General features: G+C 51.6%; 18 protein-coding genes and 1 tRNA gene. 17 read left to right on the forward strand and 2 right to left on the reverse strand.

The annotated features are described in order from the left end of the window. Positions 1-130 precede the first annotated feature (130 nt). The 9 genes from NMUL_RS01340 to NMUL_RS16060 all read left to right on the forward strand — a co-directional run bounded on the left by NMUL_RS01340 (position 131) and on the right by NMUL_RS16060 (position 10115). Positions 131-964, forward strand: a complete 834-nt coding sequence (locus NMUL_RS01340; protein ID WP_011379616.1) for an FkbM family methyltransferase — start codon at positions 131-133, stop codon at positions 962-964. A 144-nt stretch (positions 965-1108) separates the two neighbouring features. Continuing rightward, complete coding sequence (locus NMUL_RS01345; protein WP_011379617.1) at positions 1109-2131, forward strand: DUF354 domain-containing protein; 1023 nt, start codon at positions 1109-1111, stop codon at positions 2129-2131. Between the two features lie 22 nt (positions 2132-2153). Continuing rightward, on the forward strand, positions 2154-3260 hold the full coding sequence (locus NMUL_RS01350; protein WP_011379618.1) for a Gfo/Idh/MocA family protein: 1107 nt from the start codon (positions 2154-2156) through the stop codon (positions 3258-3260). A 30-nt stretch (positions 3261-3290) separates the two neighbouring features. Then, positions 3291-4157 carry a type 1 periplasmic-binding domain-containing protein gene (locus NMUL_RS01355; protein WP_011379619.1) on the forward strand — a complete coding sequence of 289 codons (867 nt, stop codon included), beginning with the start codon at positions 3291-3293 and terminating at the stop codon, positions 4155-4157. Positions 4158-4175: 18 nt separating this feature from the next. Further along, the gene (locus NMUL_RS01360) at positions 4176-5309 is read left to right on the forward strand and encodes a polysaccharide lyase family 20 protein (protein ID WP_011379620.1); all 1134 of its coding nucleotides are present in this window, start codon (positions 4176-4178) and stop codon (positions 5307-5309) included. Further along, positions 5306-6421 (forward strand): non-hydrolyzing UDP-N-acetylglucosamine 2-epimerase, encoded by a 1116-nt coding sequence (gene wecB / locus NMUL_RS01365; RefSeq protein ID WP_011379621.1) that lies wholly within the window; start codon positions 5306-5308, stop codon positions 6419-6421. The genes NMUL_RS01360 and wecB overlap by 4 nt, the downstream gene beginning before the upstream one ends. A gap of 303 nt (positions 6422-6724) precedes the next feature. Continuing rightward, a complete protein-coding gene (galE, locus tag NMUL_RS01370; RefSeq protein ID WP_011379622.1) occupies positions 6725-7786 on the forward strand; it encodes a UDP-glucose 4-epimerase GalE in 1062 nt (353 codons plus the stop codon). 101 nt (positions 7787-7887) lie between these two features. Further along, positions 7888-9333, forward strand: coding sequence for a mannose-1-phosphate guanylyltransferase/mannose-6-phosphate isomerase (locus tag NMUL_RS01375; protein ID WP_011379623.1), 1446 nt, complete (start codon positions 7888-7890; stop codon positions 9331-9333). Between the two features lie 212 nt (positions 9334-9545). Beyond that, the gene (locus tag NMUL_RS16060) at positions 9546-10115 is read left to right on the forward strand and encodes an FxDxF family PEP-CTERM protein (protein ID WP_181020103.1); all 570 of its coding nucleotides are present in this window, start codon (positions 9546-9548) and stop codon (positions 10113-10115) included. Positions 10116-10746: 631 nt separating this feature from the next. Here the strand turns inward: NMUL_RS16060 and NMUL_RS01390 are convergent. Continuing rightward, positions 10747-10823: transfer RNA gene (locus tag NMUL_RS01390), tRNA-Val, on the reverse strand. Positions 10824-10934: 111 nt separating this feature from the next. Between NMUL_RS01390 and NMUL_RS01395 the strand changes: the two genes are divergently transcribed. From NMUL_RS01395 to NMUL_RS01420, 6 genes are all read left to right on the forward strand, one after another. Further along, on the forward strand, positions 10935-11666 hold the full coding sequence (locus NMUL_RS01395; RefSeq protein ID WP_011379625.1) for a pseudouridine synthase: 732 nt from the start codon (positions 10935-10937) through the stop codon (positions 11664-11666). Between the two features lie 113 nt (positions 11667-11779). After that, positions 11780-12841 (forward strand): dTDP-glucose 4,6-dehydratase, encoded by a 1062-nt coding sequence (rfbB, locus tag NMUL_RS01400; RefSeq protein ID WP_011379626.1) that lies wholly within the window; start codon positions 11780-11782, stop codon positions 12839-12841. Continuing rightward, complete coding sequence (gene rfbD / locus NMUL_RS01405) at positions 12841-13743, forward strand: dTDP-4-dehydrorhamnose reductase (RefSeq protein WP_011379627.1); 903 nt, start codon at positions 12841-12843, stop codon at positions 13741-13743. The genes rfbB and rfbD overlap by 1 nt, the downstream gene beginning before the upstream one ends. Beyond that, on the forward strand, positions 13740-14627 hold the full coding sequence (gene rfbA / locus NMUL_RS01410; protein WP_011379628.1) for a glucose-1-phosphate thymidylyltransferase RfbA: 888 nt from the start codon (positions 13740-13742) through the stop codon (positions 14625-14627). Before rfbD ends, rfbA begins: the two co-directional genes overlap by 4 nt. Further along, the gene (gene rfbC, locus NMUL_RS01415; RefSeq protein ID WP_011379629.1) at positions 14624-15175 is read left to right on the forward strand and encodes a dTDP-4-dehydrorhamnose 3,5-epimerase; all 552 of its coding nucleotides are present in this window, start codon (positions 14624-14626) and stop codon (positions 15173-15175) included. The genes rfbA and rfbC overlap by 4 nt, the downstream gene beginning before the upstream one ends. A gap of 107 nt (positions 15176-15282) precedes the next feature. Continuing rightward, complete coding sequence (locus NMUL_RS01420; RefSeq protein ID WP_041352320.1) at positions 15283-16386, forward strand: fatty acid desaturase family protein; 1104 nt, start codon at positions 15283-15285, stop codon at positions 16384-16386. A 5-nt stretch (positions 16387-16391) separates the two neighbouring features. On the opposite strand, the gene NMUL_RS15875 is transcribed toward NMUL_RS01420, so the two are convergent. Further along, positions 16392-16739 (reverse strand): hypothetical protein, encoded by a 348-nt coding sequence (locus tag NMUL_RS15875; protein WP_011379631.1) that lies wholly within the window; start codon positions 16737-16739, stop codon positions 16392-16394. Positions 16740-16887: 148 nt separating this feature from the next. On the opposite strand from NMUL_RS15875, the gene NMUL_RS01430 reads away from it, so the two are divergent. Then, entirely contained in the window at positions 16888-18168 is a 1281-nt protein-coding gene (locus tag NMUL_RS01430) for a nucleotide sugar dehydrogenase (RefSeq protein ID WP_041352321.1), read from the forward strand. Positions 18169-18185: 17 nt separating this feature from the next. Next, entirely contained in the window at positions 18186-19238 is a 1053-nt protein-coding gene (locus tag NMUL_RS01435; RefSeq protein WP_011379633.1) for an SDR family oxidoreductase, read from the forward strand. The last annotated feature ends 43 nt before the right edge of the window (positions 19239-19281 follow it).

Consider the following 19281-nt stretch of genomic DNA (forward strand, 5'->3'; position numbering starts at 1 on the left):
ATATGCTTGAAGCATATTGTTTCAAAATAGTTTTATCGATCAAACCGAGAATATACAGAAAGTCTTACTAAAACCTTCTCAATGAAGAACCGAAGTTAATTTGGAAGCTAGCAGATAGAGGTGATCCAACATGAACAAAGTCTTTGCACCGTTGAAGCGAATTTCAGTATCCGTGGGGAAGAGGCTTGCCCCAGATGCTTACGCTCTATTCAAGTTCAAATCCCTGGGTCGTGATTTTCACGAACCTGAACTTCGATTGCTGCCGTATCTTTGTGATTCTCGGAAGACATCGCTCGATATCGGAGCATCTGAAGGCTTATACATGGCGCACCTGCTCAAGCTTTCCGCATACTGTATTGCCTTTGAGGCGCGGCCTGGGCAGGCGGCTCGCTTAAAGTCCATACTTACGCGCGTAACGCATCGTGCATCTGTTGAATCCGTAGCGCTTTCTGATTCGACGGGCGAGACCAAACTCAGGACTCTTGTGGAAGACCCGGGCCGTAGCACGATCGAGATAAGTAATCTCCTTGAAGATGAAGACGGTAGCAATTTGACCGAAGTGACTGTTCCAGTTCGCAGACTGGATGATTATGCGCTCGACAATGTCGGCTTCGCAAAAATTGATGTGGAAGGGCACGAGCTTGCGGTATTGAAGGGGGGTGAGGATACAGTGCGCAGGCATCGTCCCTCACTTCTTATTGAGATTGAGGATCGCCACAGAAAAAACGCGATTAGAGACGTAACCGATTTTCTTGCGGATCTCGATTATTCTGGTTTTTTCATTTTGAATGATCTGGTGCGCCCGTTAAACGAATTTGACAGGGAACTGCATCAAGACAGTAGAAACATCGGCGGCTGGAAGAGTCATTGGGAAAGAAAAGGGGTTTATATTAACAATTTCATTTTCGTGCCTTCAGAAAAGCGACAAGAGTTCACTCGGTTTGTTCTGCGTGAAAAATGGTAAGGAAATGATGAGCGAAGTTTCCTGTCAAGCTCAATTTGCCCCACAGTCCGAAGCTTATGATGGGTGAATCAGCTGTTGAAGTTGAAACTAGTTTGTCCGAGCCTGAAGGCGATGACTCCAAATGAATAAAACATGGTTTAGGATATGCGAATCTGGTTCGAACTCACGAATTCACCTCATGTGAACATGTTCGCGGCAATGATCCGCGACCTTGAACAAGATCATGAAATAATCATCACTTCGCGGCCGCTGGCAAACACGATTGATTTGCTGGACCTTCATGGATTCAAGCATGAAGTGGTGGGACTTCATTACGGTGGCAGATTGACCGCCAAACTGCTGGGCTTCCCAGTGCGGGTGATGCAACTGCGGCAATTTCTGGCCAAACGGCAGATAGACGTTGCTATCTCTCAGAGTTCGTTCCATTCCCCGGGTGTTTCCCGTTTGCTGGGTGTGCCTTCTATTTATATGAATGATAATGAGCATGCGCTGGGAAATATTCCAGCCTTTATCTGCGCAAGCAAGATCATGGTGCCCGAATTCCTGAGCTTAGGGAAATTGAAGAAGCAGGGAGCCAATCCTCGGAAAGTGATCCATTATCCTGGCGTAAAAGAGGGCATCTATCTATGGGAACTGGATGCGCGCTTGTCAAAGGAGGGAGGTTGGCAAAGAAAGGCTAAATCGCGCAAAGTCGTCTATGTCCGCCCCGAGCCCTGGACTGCCCAATATTACAAGGGAAAACGAAATTTTCTCGACGATCTTCTGCTGGGTATGCAGGATCATGTGGACGTTGTGTTGCTGCCACGGGGTAAGGAACAGAGCATTCACTACCAGAAACCTCAGTTCTCGCGCATACGTGTGGTAGCCACCGCGCTTGATATCGCGGATATTGCTCCTGATTGCGACCTTTTCATAGGAGCAGGCGGGACGATGACCCGTGAAATGGCAGTACTTGGCATTCCAACCATTTCTGTCTACCAGGATGAGTTACTGGATGTAGATCGCTATTTGCTGAAGGTGGGAGCATTTGCACACAAACCCGAACTGATGGTTGAGGACGCCTTGCGCTACCTGGAACTGACTGAAAGCCGTCCGCCGAATCGCGAACTGCTTGAAAAAGGGAAAACGGCTTACGATATGATCAAAAATGAAGTTCTGAACAGTTAATTTTTGCTTGGGAGTAATTACTATGGTGCGTCTCGCAGTGGTAGGTTTGGGCAAAATGGGTTTATCGCATTACGCCATGATCAACGCCCATCCGGATGTGAAAGTCGAAGCGGTATGCGACTCGACCGGTTACGTTCTGGATGTTCTCAACAAATACACCGGCGTTCGCACTTATACGGATTTCGATGTCATGTTGCGCGATATCGAGTTGGATGCGGTAATCATCGCTACCCCTTCCCGTTCGCACGGGCAGATGGTCGAGGTGGCGCTCAATGAAAATCTCCACGTTTTTTGCGAGAAGCCCTTTTGCCTCGATATAACAGAAGGTGAGAGACTTGCCCGCATCGCAGCCGAGAGGGGCCTGGTCAATCAGGTGGGTTACCACAACCGCTTTGTAGGGGCCTTTCAGGAAGTGAAGCGCTTGCTCGATGCAGGGGCAATCGGTGCTGTCACGCATGTGCTGGCCGAGGCGTATGGCCCGGTTGTGCTCAAACCCAAGGGTTCCACCTGGCGCACCCAGCGCACCGAGGGGGGCGGATGCCTGTACGATTACGCGGCCCATCCGATCAACCTCGTAAATTGGTACCTCGGCGCGCCTCAAAGCGTGGGGGGGTCGGTATTGAATAAAATTTTCTCCAAAGACACGGAAGATGAGGTATTCAGTACGTTGTATTACGAGGAGGGAAAGAGTGTCCAGATCTCGGTGAACTGGAGCGATGAATCCTACCGCAAGATGACTACAAAAGTGACTATCTGGGGAACTCAGGGGCGCATATACGCTGATCGCCAGGAATGCCAGGTGTATATCCGCGATGGCGTGAATATTCCTGCTGGGTATCAGCGAGGATGGAACGTGCGTTATACGACAGATTTGACTGAAGCGGTATGGTTTTATCTGCGCGGCGAGGAATACTCGGCGCAGCTGGATTACTTTGTGCGCTGTATCGAAGAGAAGGAGGGGGGTGGCAATATCAATTCCTTCGAAGAAGCCGTGATAACGGATCGGGTGATGTCAATGATGGTTGCCGATGCAGAAAAGCGCCCTCCCGTTACATCTGGCATCGCGCCCCGGCAGGCGCCGGGAAAGAAGTTCGGCCTGCTATTTGGCGGTCGCAAGGCAGTGAGCTAACGCAGCCACTCATTTCAGGGAAGAGATAATATGGACCGTTTGTTGTTTGGCGACAATCAGTTTTTTGGGGTCAACCATATGTCGGAAGAGAAGGCGCGCGCGCAGATGATGCGCTTTCAGGATCTGACGGCAGTCATCGATGTACTGGATAACGCATATGATGAAGGCGTCACTTCTTTCATGTGTACTACCCATGATCGCATCGCGATGGTCTGTGATCACATGCGATCGAATCCGCAGCGTTACAAGGACTTCCAGTTTTTGCCGTGCATGCCCTACGCCCACAAATATGCGAATGCAGTCACCGAGGATGGGATGATAGGCGCACTGAAGCGCTTCCTTCCGGAAGAAGGCATCGTCAATGCTGCGCTACGCGGGGGAATGTCTCTGGCAAGAAAGGATATCGAAGGGATTACCACTTTATTGGTGGATGCAGAAATGAAAATGTTTGCGGGTTTGAATACCCCCGTGATCTTCCTCCAGAACGTTGTAGTCGATCTGCTGCTGGGTCTCGACTTCAAAGCAGCTTTTCGTATTTTTGCCGATCATATCAAGTCTCGCTATAACGCCGAACCCGGCTTCATTACAATGAACATGCCGAAGTTGCTGGATGCGCTCGAGGAGGTGGGTATCGAGAATCCGATCGTGTGTGCCAACATCAACAAGATCGGGTTTCGCATGTGCGGCGGTTTCGAGGCTTATGAGCGGGCGCTGGATGAGAAGAAGTTCCGGGCCATTGCAATGTCGGTATTCGCGTCTGGCGCGGTTCCACCCAGGGAGGCAATCGAGTGGGTGTGTCAGCAGCCAAACATACAGGCGATCGTTTTCGGGGCTTCGAGCAAGACAAATATCCGGAATACAAAATCCTTGGTAGAGGAATTCTGGCGTATCAATTAGTTTTTTTTTGGAGCAGGGATGGTCAGGGTTACAACGCTTGTTTTATGTTTTGCTTTAACGTTTCCTTTTAGTTTCGCCTATGCTGATATAGTTTTCGATGGAAGATTAAGTAAAGGGGATTTTTCCGGTTATCGGGCGCTCGAAGCCAATGGAACGCGTTTCGGTGGTGCCTTGGCTTCTAACGGTATTCCATCCCGGCTGGACCGTGTCCGTGATCCAGCGGGTTCCGGTCAGTTGGTAATGCGGGCAACTCATATTGACGGCGATCTGCCTATATATGGAGGTTATCGCTCAGAATTGAGCACCTTCCATGATCCCATTGGTTCCGAACGGTGGTACTCCTGGGGCTACTATCTTCCGGAAACGTTTGCCACAGCGAAAAATAATGTCGTTATAGCGCAGATCCATAATACCCCTGATATTATGGAGACTAATAGTCGGAATCCTACTCTTGCAGTGCTGGTTCAGGGTGAGAGGATAAAGCTCATAAATGTATTCGATTACGACAAGATTACCGCGCCAGCAGGTACTCGCCCAACCGTCGGGGTTGATTATGAACGCCGGGAATTGGCCTCTTGGGATCTTCATCCTGGACGTTGGACGTTTTTAGACTTGCACGTAAAGTGGGCTGGGAACGATACGGGTTTTCTCGAATTCTGGAAAGACGGGACACTGCTTTTCCAGGAGAAAAATCACATCAACACTTTCAATGACGAACGGGGCGTATGGTTCAAGAGCGGGCTATACGATTGGTCACCGAGTCCCGACCCTGTTTCCACCTATTTCTCTGGAGTGATCATCAGGGACGAAAAAGAAATGTTTCAGTCCATGTTAATGTCCCGCATGCTTGAATCAAACATTTCTCTGAATCCACTTCTGCGCTGGAGCGTGGAACAGGACTTAAGAGACATGATAGGGGATGCCATTGCGCGCCGGATGCTCCGGCCAGCGGAGAACCTGATCTACAAGCATAATGAAACGCTTCATGATGCCGTCACCGGAGACGGAAAGGAAATGTTCCAGTCTATGTCAGTGTCCCTCGTGCCTGAGCCCGACATTTATTTGATGATGCTGGTCGGCGGGGCAGCCATCGGTTTCTTCACGTATAAGCGTCGAACGACCTTGCTAACAGAGAATCCTGTGCCAGCATGAAAAAAATTTATCTTGTTGCCGGAGCTCGTCCCAATTTCATGAAAATTGCGCCGGTCGTGCGCGCTTTGCAGACTCGCAAGTGTCTGGAATTTAAGATTATTCATACTGGCCAGCATTACGACAGGGAGATGAATGACGTTTTCTTTGAAGAACTCGGCATCCCCCAGCCGGATGTTTTCATGGCTGCGGGTGGCGGAACTCATGCGCAACAGACCGCAAGGATCATGATGGCATTCGAAGAGTTTTGTGAGGCTGATCCCCCGGATGCTGTGCTGGTGGTAGGGGATGTGAACTCGACACTGGCCTGTTCCATTGTAGCCAAAAAGTTGCATATACCCGTGGCTCACGTGGAGGCAGGTTTAAGGAGCGGCGATATCACGATGCCGGAGGAAGTCAACCGTATCGTTACCGATAGCATTTCCGACTGGTTTTTCGTGACTGAGCCCAGTGGAATAGATCATTTGAAGCGGGAAGGAAAGCCGGATTCCGCCATTCATTACGTTGGCCACGTGATGATCGATAATTTACTGTACCAGCTCGAAAAGCTGGAGGACCATGATATTTCAAGTCTTGAAACAAGCCCCTTCAAGGCGAAGCTTGCGATCAACGGAAGTCGTTATGGAGTCGTGACTCTCCACCGGCCGAGCAATGTGGATAACGTCGAGATGATAACCCGGCTGTGTGGTGCGCTGCGGGAGATTGCCGTGGAATTGCCCCTGATTTTTCCGGTTCATCCCCGGACGCGGGGGAATCTGGAAAAGTTTGGCATTGAGCTGGGGCCGAACATCACGCTGCTGGGACCGCAGGCATACATGCCTTTTCTTAATTTATGGAAAGACGCCGCCGTGGTGCTGACCGACAGTGGAGGATTACAGGAAGAAACCACTGCTCTCGGGGTGCCTTGCGTTACTCTTCGCGATAATACCGAACGTCCCATCACTGTGGAAGAGGGGTCCAACGTTTTGGCTGGTACCGATCCGGTCCGCATCATTGGCGAAGTACGAAAGATATTGCATGGAGAAGGCAAGCGCAGCCAACGGCCCCATCTATGGGATGGAAAAGCGGCTGAACGGATAGTGGATGTGCTGGTGAGGGAAGTAAGTCAGGCGTAAACACCACGCTGTGGCTCAGCACGGCTAATAACGGTTACTGGCGGTGTCATCAGCCCAGAGTAAATCTGGAGGAACGTTCGCGATAAGATGTGGCAATTGATCTCTTCCTTTGATTGTTTCGAATGGAATTGCTTGAGACGTGGGGTATCGTATCCCTCAAGTATTATTGAAAGGAATCGAGAGAGGAAGAAATCGCGGAAAAGCTGATGACGATAAATCGTTTATGCTCTCTCGTCGATGCGTGATTATTGCGAAGGCGCCGAGCCATTATAATTTCTCTTTTTGAAATGAAGCAGGACACTTATGATCCTTGTTACCGGCGGCGCAGGCTATATAGGTTCCCACACCTGCCTGGAATTACTGAACGCAGGTCTTGATGTCACTGTATTCGACAATTTTTGTAATAGCCATCCTGAAGCATTAAGACGGGTTGAGCGCATCACCGGAAAGAAGCTGCGCGTTGTGCAAGGCGACTGCCGTGACCGCTCCTCCGTGACCAAAGCCCTCCATGAGAGTCAGGCGACCGCGGTTATCCACTTCGCCGGTCTTAAAGCGGTGGGAGAGTCGGTGAAGCAGCCCCTGGCTTACTACGATAATAATGTTGTTGGTACGCTCCGCTTGCTGGAGGCGATGAATGAGTGTGGAGTGAAAACTCTGGTATTCAGTTCCTCTGCTACTGTTTACGGTGAGCCAAGGCGGCTACCGTTAACCGAAGATCATCCCCTCTCTGCCACGAATCCCTACGGACGGAGCAAACTGATGATCGAAGAAATTCTGCGCGATGTATATCGCAGTGATTCTTCCTGGCGCTGCGCCATCCTCAGGTATTTCAATCCTGTTGGAGCACATCCCAGCGGTCTGATCGGTGAAGATCCCAGAGGAACTCCTGATAATCTCATGCCCTTTGTGGCCCAGGTTGCCATTGGCCGTCGGGAGTATCTGAACGTGTGGGGCAATGACTATCCGACGCCGGATGGAACGGGCGTACGCGATTACATTCATGTCGTGGACTTGGCGTTAGGTCATCTCAAAGCCCTCGAAGCTCTGGAGAATCCGGAAGTGCGCAATGCAGAGGCCGTTGACAGGCAAGGAGGATGCCTGACGGTAAACCTCGGGACCGGGACGGGCTATAGTGTGCTGGAAATGATAAGGGCTTTTGAAAAGGCGAGTGGGCAAAAGGTATCATACAGAATTGCTTCCCGCCGCCCGGGGGATATTGCCTCATGCTATGCTGAGCCCGGACTCGCATCCGATCTCCTCGGCTGGCGGGCAAAGCGAGGGCTGGAAGAAATGTGCGTTGACACCTGGCACTGGCAGAACCAGAATCCCGAGGGATATGGAAGCGAGAGTTCACATTTGGACTAGAGTGAGTGGGTTCTGATTTCTTTGTCGCTATCACCGCTTTCCTGCCAGGGTTCCCGGTAAATCCGCTCGAGTAGCAACGATTCGTTCTTCGTAAAAACTTTATGCAATCATTGGTTCCCATTGTCCTCTCCGGCGGGTCCGGAACCCGCCTGTGGCCTCTTTCACGCCAGAAATATCCGAAACAGCTCCTGTCTTTTATCGGTGAAGACTCGCTGTTGCAAGCAACCCTCCGCCGCATGGAAGGACTCACCGATGTCGAGCTTGGAGCGCCTCTCGTCATTTGCAACGAGGAGTACCGCTTTGTCATCGCCGAGCAACTGCGGCTCATGGGAACAAAAGGGAATATTCTGCTCGAACCAGTGGGACGTAATACTGCCCCCGCACTTACACTGGCTGCACTTGCGGCAATGCGGGATGGAGGCGATCCGGTTCTGCTGGTGATGCCGGCAGATCATGTGATCGTTGATGTGCCCTGTTTTCAAATGGCCATTCGCGCAGGTATGGGGCTGGCGGCGGGGGGTGCAGTGGTAACATTTGGAATCACGCCGGATTCGCCGGAAACAGGCTATGGCTATATTGAAGCCGGTGAGGCATTGGGAAAGGGTGGAGCAAGCCGGATAGCGCGCTTTGTTGAAAAACCCGATCGTGCCACCGCACAAACATATCTCGAGACTGGCTCCTATTTCTGGAACAGCGGCCTATTCATGATGACGGCTTCGGTATGGCTTGCTGTCATAGACGCCTGTCGTCCCGATATTTCAACCGCTTGTCGTGCAGCCTGGGAGAAGGGGGTGGTCGATGGCGATTTTTTACGTGTCAACAAGGAAGAGTTTCTGCGTTGTCCGAGCGATTCGATTGATTATGCCGTAATGGAGCGCCTCGCCCACGATGACTCTTTGCCGGCCGGCGTATTCATTCCGCTCTCCGCGGGATGGTCCGATGTGGGGTCCTGGGACTCCTTATGGCAGGTTCTGCCCAAGGATCATCAAGGCAACGTGTCTCAAGGCGATGTGCTGTTGAATGATTGCCGCAACGTATTGGCCTTGTCGGAGCATCGGCTCGTGGCCTGCGTGGGGATCGAAGACATGGTGGTGATTGAAACCCCAGATGCCATCCTCGTGGCTCACATGAACAAAACCCAGCATGTAAAGAAAATCGTGGACGACCTCAAACGCAAAGGCCGGCCGGAGAGCGAACTGCACCGAAAGGTATTCCGTCCCTGGGGGTGGTATGACGGAGTCGATTCGGGTGAGCGTTTCCAGGTAAAGCGGATCGTTGTCAAGCCAGGCGCTTCGTTGTCGCTTCAGATGCACCATCATCGTGCCGAGCATTGGATCGTCGTACATGGAACTGCACAGGTAACGCGTGGCGATACGACTTATCTTGTGTCGGAAAATGAATCTACTTTCATACCATTGGGCACGCGGCATCGTTTGCAGAATCCTGGTTGCGTTCCATTGGAGATGATAGAGGTTCAGTCGGGTTCATATTTGGGAGAAGACGACATCGTGCGATTCGAGGATGTTTACGGAAGAAAGGAAAGCTGAAGGCTCGATCAATTTTCCTAGCTAGTCCTATCGGTCTATTGATCATTTTTCCATGGAGTGTAATCTTCCATTATCGAGGCCCGCGAATTTCTTTCGCACCTCGGTACAATAGGTATCACCAACAAAAAAATTGTCAACCACTCTTCCATATATGAAGAGTTATGCAGGACCGGTTGGCTACTTCCATGTACATGACGATTAGGAGGTATAAGATGACTAAATTTCCAGTGAAACACGCTATTGCAGTTGCGGTTCTCGCGGGGGCGAGTATGGGTGCCCAAGCGGATACGATGACGGATCTCGGCACGCTATCCACGTCTACTCCCACGACTTTCTCGGGGATCGTAGGGCCCACTCATGCGGGTTTTAGCGATATCTTCACGTTTACACCGCAGGAGCCCAATTTTGGTGCTGGAGCAACGGTAGTAAACCTTCCGCTCAGCTTTGGCGGATTTAGCTTTGATACAGCCCTTGCCACCATGTCGCTTGTTTCAGCGGGCGCCGATGGGATAGCTGGTAATAGCGACGATAGCGTTCTACAGTCCGTTGTGCTTCCCTCACCCGGCAACAGTCAAGATAGCCTGACCCTGCATTGGGACACTCCCATGTCAGGTTTGCACTATCTTAATATTACCGGTGTGGCAGTTGGCAGCGAGGGTGGTATATATAGTGGCGCAATTGCTGCAGCGATACCTGAACCCGAAACATATGCGATGCTTCTGGCTGGTTTGGGGCTCATGGGCGCCGTCGTTCGTCGCCGGGGAATGCGCAAAACTTCATAAGCGAAGATTCGCAGTCCTTTGCTCTTTTGACGCGGCCCCTTCGGGGGCCGTTCTCATTTCCTGGCTGGAATGTTCTTTTCATTCCGGCGGATTTTTGAGTTTTTGGTTTACCTGCCTCCCCTTTTTGAGTAAGGGGTCTTTCATCCCCTCAAAGGAATGCTTTGAACGCTTTCCTGATCCGGGGTGTTTTGCTCGTAACCCGCGTGTAATCGAAACTTCTTTCGATGCTTCACGAGCGCTGGGTTTTTCCAAAGGCCGGAAAACCTGTTCATCAAACCAGCAGTAGGGCATTCAGATCGGCGGTGGGAAGGGCAGGCTGACTGATTGATTGATTTTTGTTGGCATGACCTGTCCATGCCCGGGCAAGGTGGCATATGCAAAACGGCACTCCTTTGCACATCCTCCAGGAGCTCGGGGGTGGGCATTTATAAAGATGGTGCGGTGGTATGCCCATCTCTCAAGCGAACATCTGCGAGCCTGGGTGGAGAAACCGACGCTGGAACTGATAGTGAACAATGTGCCTCGCACCGGGACGGAAGGCTGTTCCCTCACAGTTTTGACACAGTCACTTCAAGGAAGGGAATAACGCAGTATTGCTACTGAGACAAGTTACCGAAAAGCAACTTTAAACTGGTAGGCGCGATTGGACTCGAACCAACGACCCCCACCATGTCAAGGTGGTGCTCTAACCAGCTGAGCTACGCGCCTGCAAGGCGCAATTTTAGCTGAAACGGTGCGGACGTTCAAACTATAATGTGCAATTCTTGAACGATGTGTCGTTATGTTTCGTGAATCTTTTTCGTTCAGCCGCAGGAAGCAATGGAAAAAATCCGGTTATCCAAGCTTATGTCCCAGAAGGGGTTGTGTTCGCGCCGGGAAGCGGATGATTATATCGAACGCGGCTGGGTATTTGTGGATGGTGAGCGCATCAGTCAATTAGGTATCAAGGTTTTTCCTACGCAGGAAATAAAGCTTGCGCGCATGGCGCAAGCGCAGCAGTGTGATCAAATTACCGTACTGTTGCATAAGCCCGTCGGGTATGTTTCAGGACAACCCGAGCGAGGATACAAGCCCGCGATCAGCCTCATCAATAGAGAATCGGAGTTTCAGGATAGCAAGGCATCATCCAGTTTTAGCCCACTGAATTTGAAAGGCATGGCGCCGGCGGGCCGGTTGGATATCGATTCAAGCGGATTGCTCGTGTTTACCCAGGACGGTCGCATCGCAAGGAAATTGATCGGTGCCGAATCCGAGATTGAAAAGGAGTATCTTGTACGTGCGGAAGGAGAGGTGTCCCAGCGTACCCTGAATCTGTTAAGTCACGGCTTGAGTCTGGATGGGCAGGCACTGAAACGTGCCGTGGTGGTCCAGCAAAATAAGGACCAGTTGAGGTTCATTTTAAAGGAAGGTAGGAAGCGGCAGATTCGTAGAATGTGCGAACTAGTTGGTTTGAAGGTCACAGGACTGAAACGCGTTCGCATCGGCAAGGTAAGGCTGGGCGAGCTTCCCTTGGGAAAGTGGCGTTATTTGCGGCCAGGCGAAGAGTTTTAACCCCGTATTCTGCGTTTTTTCCATTTTGCTATCATCAGGATTTATCGGGAGGACCAGGCGGTAAGGGTGATTAAACAACATAACGATAACTTAATAAGTTCAAGGAAGAGCAAATGATTCTGGTAACAGGAGGCGCCGGATTTATCGGGGCAAATTTCGTATTGGATTGGTTGGAGCGATCTGACGAGGCGATCATCAACCTCGATGTGCTCACCTATGCTGGCAACCTGGAGAACCTGAAAACGCTGGAGGGTGACAAGCGGCATGTTTTTGTACAAGGCGATATTGGTAATTCCGACCTCCTGATTCATCTGCTAAAGGACTATCGGCCGCGGGCCATCCTTAATTTTGCCGCGGAGAGTCATGTCGATCGTTCCATACATGGTCCGGAGGACTTCATACAGACCAACATCGTGGGTACCTTCCGTCTTCTGGAAGCATCTCGCGATTACTGGAGCAGATTGAAGGAAAATGAAAAACAGCAGTTTCGTTTTCTGCACGTCTCAACCGATGAGGTTTATGGCTCGCTGGCAAAAGACGAAATGCCTTTTACCGAGACCCATCGTTACGAACCCAACAGCCCTTACTCGGCAAGCAAGGCAGCAAGCGATCATTTGGTGCGCGCCTATCACCACACCTACGGGTTGCCTGTTCTCACCACAAACTGCTCCAACAATTACGGGCCATATCAATTTCCCGAAAAGCTCATCCCGCTTATGATCGTCAATGCACTGGCGGGAAAGTCATTGCCGGTCTACGGCGATGGCCAGCAAATCCGTGACTGGCTCTACGTAAAAGATCATTGCAGCGCCATTCGCCGTGTGCTGGAGGATGGCATTCCGGGACAGATTTATAATATCGGCGGCTGGAATGAAAAACCCAACATCGAAATTGTGGAAACAATCTGTAGCCTGCTCGACACGTTCCGTCCCCGGGAGGGCCACTCCTATCGCAATCTGATTAAATATGTGGCGGATCGTCCAGGCCATGACCGGCGCTATGCGATCGATGCGAGCAAAATCGAGCGTGAGCTGGGTTGGAGACCTGCTGAAACTTTTGAAACGGGAATCAGCAAAACCGTGCAATGGTATCTCGACAACGCGGCTTGGGTCACCCATGTTCAATCCGGCGCTTACCGGCACTGGGTGGAGAAGAACTACAAAGAGCGCGCTTGATGAAAATTCTGCTGTTCGGAAAAGACGGCCAGGTTGGGTGGGAACTGCAGCGCAGCCTTGCCCCCCTGGGGGAGATAGTGGCTCTGGATTTTGGCAGCCAGGAATACTGCGGTGACTTTACGCGCTGCGATGGAATCGCGGATACCGTTCGGACAGTTGTGCCGGACGTGATCGTGAATGCCGCCGCCTATACAGCGGTGGACAAGGCTGAAAGCGAGCCGGAGCGTGTCCGTATCATCAACGCCCTCGCTCCCGCTATACTCGCCCGCGAGGCCGGCAAGCTGGGTGCCTGGCTGGTACATTATTCCACCGATTATGTATTTGACGGGGGTGGAAGCGCGCCTCGGGTAGAAACCGACCCCCCCGCCCCTTTAAATATGTACGGCATAACCAAGCTGGAAGGCGAGCAAGCGATTCTGACCGCGGATTGCAATCATCTCATCTTTCGCACGAGTTGGGTTTTTGCAGCGCGTGGCAGTAATTTCGCAAAAACCATGCTGCGCCTGGCGCAGCAACGCGATAGTCTCAATGTTATCGATGACCAGGTCGGTGCTCCTACCGGCGCGGAGCTTCTAGCCGACATCACTGCTCACGTCATACGGATAAGCAGGCAGCGCCAGAATATCTCGGGGCTTTATCATCTGGCTGCCGCGGGTGAAACATCGTGGTACGGGTATGCGAATTTTGTATTGAACTTTGCGCGGCAGAGGGGAGTCAAGCTCACGGCCGCGCCGGAAAATGTTTTCCCGATAGCAAGCAACGAATTTCCATCCGCCGCCCGGCGGCCAAAAAACTCGCGCCTCGATACCGCAAAACTGCAAAGCACATTCGATTTAAGCTTGCCGTCATGGGAGACAGGGGTTGCGCGCATGCTCACCGAAATTCTCGAGAAACCACTATGATTCAGCGTAAAGGCATCATTCTTGCCGGCGGCTCCGGCACACGGCTCTATCCGGTGACAAAAGCAGTCTCCAAACAACTGCTGCCTATTTACGACAAGCCCATGATCTACTATCCGCTCAGCACATTGATGCTCGCGGGTATTCGCGACATTCTCATTATTTCCACTCCCCAGGATACCTCGCGTTTCGAGCAGCTTCTGGGCGATGGGGGCGGTTGGGGCTTGAATCTGCAATATGCGGTGCAAAACAGTCCGGATGGGCTCGCTCATGCTTTTATCATTGGCAGGGATTTCATTGGAAGGGATTCAAGCGCGCTTGTGTTGGGTGATAACATTTTCTATGGTCACGATCTGCATCTGCAATTACAGCGTGCCATGGAAAGACAGGAAGGCGCGACGGTCTTTGCCTATCATGTCCAGGATCCGCAGCGCTACGGAGTCGTCGCCTTTGATGCAAATCACCGCGTTTCTTCGCTGGAAGAAAAACCCGCCCAACCCAAAAGCAACTATGCGGTGACCGGCCTGTATTTCTACGATAATCAGGTAGTGGATATTGCCAGTGACCTCAAGCCTTCCGCACGCGGCGAGCTGGAAATCACCGATGTCAATCGCACTTATCTCAAACACAATCAACTCAATGTGGAAATCATGGGGCGCGGCTATGCCTGGCTGGATACCGGCACGCACGAAAGCCTGATAGAAGCGAGCAACTTCATTGAAACCATTGAGCATCGTCAGGGGCTCAAAGTGGCCTGTCCGGAAGAGATCGCCTTTCGCCAGGGTTTCATCAGTAGTGAGCAACTTGAGAAGCTCGCGCAACCTCTGGCCAAGAATGGTTACGGCCAATACTTGAAACGCTTGCTAGAGGAACAGGTGGTTACATGAAGGTTATCGCCACCTCTATCCCGGAGGTCATGATAATCGAGCCTAAAGTATTCGGAGATAGTCGCGGATTTTTCTTCGAAAGCTTCAATCAGGAAAATTTCCGGCAGGCGACCGGACTTGACGTGCGGTTTGTACAGGATAATCATAGCCGCTCTGTCAAGGGTGTACTGCGTGGCCTGCACTATCAGGTTCGTCGGCCGCAGGGAAAGCTGGTACGTGTCGTGCGGGGAGCAGTATTCGACGTAGCAGTGGATATTCGCAGATCATCCCCTACTTTTGGCCATTGGGTCGGGGTCGAATTGACTGAAGACAATTACCGCCAGTTGTGGTTGCCGCCCGGATTCGCGCATGGATTCTATGTCCTCAGTGACATTGCAGATTTCTTATATAAAACCACCGAGTACTATTTTTCTGATTTTGATCGCAGTATTCTGTGGAACGACCCGGGAATTGCCATCGGATGGCCCATCGAGGCAGGTGTAAGCCCTGTCGTTTCCAGCAAAGATGAAAAGGCGGCGAGACTGGTTCATGCCGAGGTGTTCGAATGAAGTCGCGCGGTGTTCCAGGTTCGTGAAATAATGGCCGGATGTGGAAAGGAAGCAGATGGCGCGTCAGATCGAGTCGATACCAGACAAAGAACAGTGAGTATCCGGAAATGATGCAGATACAGCCAGGACAGGAATTTCCATTGCGGGAGGCGCACAACCTGGTCCGCGATCTCATGACGCCCAATCCCTGGATCTACTGGTTGGATTTTCTCTTCCATATCTCGCTTGGCTGGACAGCCTTCCTGATCATCCTGTCCATGCCGCTCTTTTCATTCTGGCAGTTGTTGGCCATGCTCGTTGCCACGTTTGCCTTTTATCGCGCCGCTATCTTTGTACATGAGCTGGCCCACCTCCGAAAGGGGACCTTCGGGTTTTTTCGCATTATCTGGAATGTGACGTGTGGGATACCTTTGCTGGTTCCTTCCTTTACCTATGACGGGGTGCACAACGATCACCACAGGAGGGATGTGTACGGCACTGCCGGAGATGGCGAATATATCCCTTTTGCCACCTTGAAACCGATGGTCATGGTGGGGTATGTACTGCTGTCCTTCATCCTGCCGCTTTTCTTCATCGTTCGTTTCCTGCTTCTCACACCGTTGTCGTATTTCATTCCGCCGCTGCGCCGGATTCTATGGGAGCGCGCCTCCTCGCTCACCATAGACATGAACTATAAGCGCGCACCGAATGCGATCCGCAACGACAGGCATTGGAGAATCCAGGAGTTTGGCGCTTTTTTATTCATCACCGCGGTGGTTACCTGTATTGCACTGGGTATTCTGACCCCTTGGTTCCTGGTCTTCTGGTACGTCATCGCGATGTTCATCTTTTTTATAAACTCCTTGCGTACATTGAGCGCACACGCGTACCGGAATCCCGGAGACGGTCCGATGGGATTTGCCGAACAATATCTCGATTCCATCAATGTGCCAGGGAACTTCCTCACTGGCCTGTGGGCCCCGGTGGGTTTGCGCTATCACGCAACACACCATCTCTTCATGAGCATGCCCTATCATAATCTGGCTGAAGCTCAGCGGCGTCTCGTAAACGGGTTGAGCGATAATACTCTTTATCTGACCACCGTTCGGGCAGGCATGTGGGATGCATTACGGCGGATATGGGAGGAAGCCGTCGCGAATACGCGGCGGAACGCGGCGTCGGCAACCGTGGTTGAGCTGGACGATAGTGTAGGACGGCATAGAAACGCTTAAAAACATCATTTGTTGCAAGCGCCGCTTATCCGGTTCATCAAGCACTCTTTTTGGTTGCGAATCTCCACGGCCTCCAGGTTGGGTGCGGAAACGTGTTCCAAAGCAGTCCGGTGCAGTGAACTTTGCTCCTGATTGAGCCGAGGCAGGTCGGGCTGAGGGCATCCGCCTCGCCCGGCTTCCATATATGTGAGCAAGGGTGTGATCGTTTCTTTGGCTTGCGTGATTCTGTAAGCATCAAGAGGTTCAAGAGGTTTCGCGCTGTAAGCCGGGTAGAGGGGCAGGGCAGGTTGAAAGCGTGTTGGGGCAAGCACAAATCCTGTTTGCAGCCAGCCTTTTCCTTTTTCCTTTGTCATTTCTCGCTATGATATGCTGCCGTGAACAGTCCGGGAACTGACCTTCAGTACAATGGTATTCGAGGTGGTATGGCTGGATGATATTGGATGGAAACGATCTGGTTTTGTGCCGTTATAACGTCTATAAGTATAAAGCGGGAGGTGACTGATGAGTGTGGTGGCAGTGGTTGGGCTAGGCTATGTGGGATTACCTTTGGCGGTGGAGTTCGGAAAAAAAAGGAAAACCATCGGCTACGATCTTTCGAGCAGCAAGATAGCAAGTTACAAGCAATTTATCGATCCGACCGGCGAGGTTTCCTCCGATGACCTGAAAGCCGCGAAGCAGCTTCATGTCACTACTGACCCGGCTGAGTTGTCACAGGCGGATTATATTGTCGTGGCCGTTCCAACACCCGTGGACGCAGCCCATCAGCCCGATTTTCGTCCTCTCATAGGTGCGAGCGAAACCGTGGGAAAACATATGAAGCGGGGAGCAATCGTTATTTACGAATCCACCGTTTACCCGGGAGCAACCGAGGAAGTCTGTATTCCTGTCCTTGAGAAACATTCCGGCATGAAATGGAAAGACGATTTTCATGTCGGCTTCTCGCCCGAACGGATTAACCCCGGCGACAAGCAGCATACGCTCACAAAGATTCTGAAGGTTGTCTCTGGAGACGATGAGGATACGCTGGAAAAAATTGCAGCACTTTATGAGAGCATAATTACCGCCGGCGTGCACCGTGCGTCCAGCATCAAGGTAGCGGAAGCAGCCAAAGTAATCGAAAATACTCAGCGAGACCTGAATATCGCGTTGATGAATGAACTGGCGATTATTTTCGACAAACTGGACATTGACACGCTGGAAGTGCTGCAGGCGGCTGGCACCAAATGGAATTTTTTACCCTTTCGCCCGGGCCTGGTCGGAGGCCATTGTATCGGCGTCGATCCCTACTATCTTACTCACAAGGCGGAAATGGTCGGTTATATTCCCCAGGTTATCCTCGCGGGACGCCGTATCAATGACAGTATGGCCAAATTCGTGGCGGAACAAACGATCAAACATATCATCAAGGCCGATATCAACGTTCGGAGTGCGCGTGTAAATGTTCTCGGCCTGGCCTTCAAGGAAAACTGTCCTGATCTCAGGAATTCCAAGGTTGCCGATCTGATCAGTGAACTTAAAAGCTATGGGATAGAGATTCACGTCCACGATCCTGTAGCCAGTATTGAAGAAGCCCGCCACGAATACGGTGTGGAACTTGAATCATGGGAGGACCTTCCACGCGCGGATGCAATGATTGTTGCCGTTGCCCACCGCCAGTTCACTGAAATGCCCTTGACCCAGTTTCAGACCAAAATCACGGACAAAGGGTGTTTCATCGATGTGAAATCCCAGTTCGATCCTGCCGCGCTGCGAGAGGCTGGCTTAAACGTGTGGAGACTGTGAAGGATAGTACGCCTGGTATGGCTGCTTACCCAAAATGGCTGCGGCATTTGCAGGACCATTCCTACTGCTGGCTGGTCACGGGGGTTGCGGGCTTCATCGGATCCAATCTGCTGGAGGCCTTGCTCAAGCATAATCAGAAAGTAGTCGGATTGGATAATTTTTCCACCGGCTATTTGCGAAACCTCGAGCAGATACGGGACTTGGTCGGGGAGAAGGCTTGGGGTAATTTCAGCTTTATAGAGGGTGATATCTGTCAACTGGAAACTTGCACGAACGCATGCCAAGGTGTGGATTTCGTTTTGCACCAGGCCGCGCTGGGTTCCGTGCCGCGTTCCATTCAAGATCCCATCCGAACCAACGAAGCCAATATTTCCGGATTTCTCAACATGCTGGTGGCGTCAAGGGATGCGCAAGTGAGGCGCTTCATCTACGCTGCCTCCAGTTCCACCTACGGCGACCACCCGGATTTGCCAAAAGTGGAAGCGGTAATTGGACGTCCTCTTTCGCCCTATGCTGTCACCAAATATGTGAACGAACTCTACGCCGAAGTGTTCGCGCGTTGCTATGGACTGGACTCCATTGGGCTGCGCTATTTCAACGTATTCGGTCCAAGGCAGGATCCCAATGGTGCTTATGCCGCAGTTATTCCCCAATGGGTTTCGGCACTGATCAGAAACCAGACGCTGTATATCAATGGGGATGGGGAAACCAGCCGGGATTTCTGTTATATCGACAACGTAGTGCAAGCCAATCTTCTCGCGGCTCTCAGTGATAACACCGGAGCAGTGAACCAGATTTACAATGTGGCAGTAAATGAACGCACCAGTCTGAATCAACTGTATGGCATGATGCGCGAGCTGTTACTGGAGAAGTTTCCGGAGCTGGAGAATCATCGGCCCACGTACGTCGATTTTCGCAAGGGCGATGTGCGGCATTCACAGGCGGATATTACGAAAGCCACCCAATTACTTGGTTTTGAACCCTCCCACCGCATCGGGGAAGGACTGAGGCAGGCAATGGGCTGGTACATCGCGCATTTGGGGGCTATGCAGGAGGCGGCTGGCGTCTAAACGTTCGTCGGAACTTCGATTCGCGCTAATCCCCGCTTTCCGC

Origin of the sequence: Nitrosospira multiformis ATCC 25196 (assembly GCF_000196355.1) — a bacterium.
GTDB lineage: Bacteria > Pseudomonadota > Gammaproteobacteria > Burkholderiales > Nitrosomonadaceae > Nitrosospira > Nitrosospira multiformis.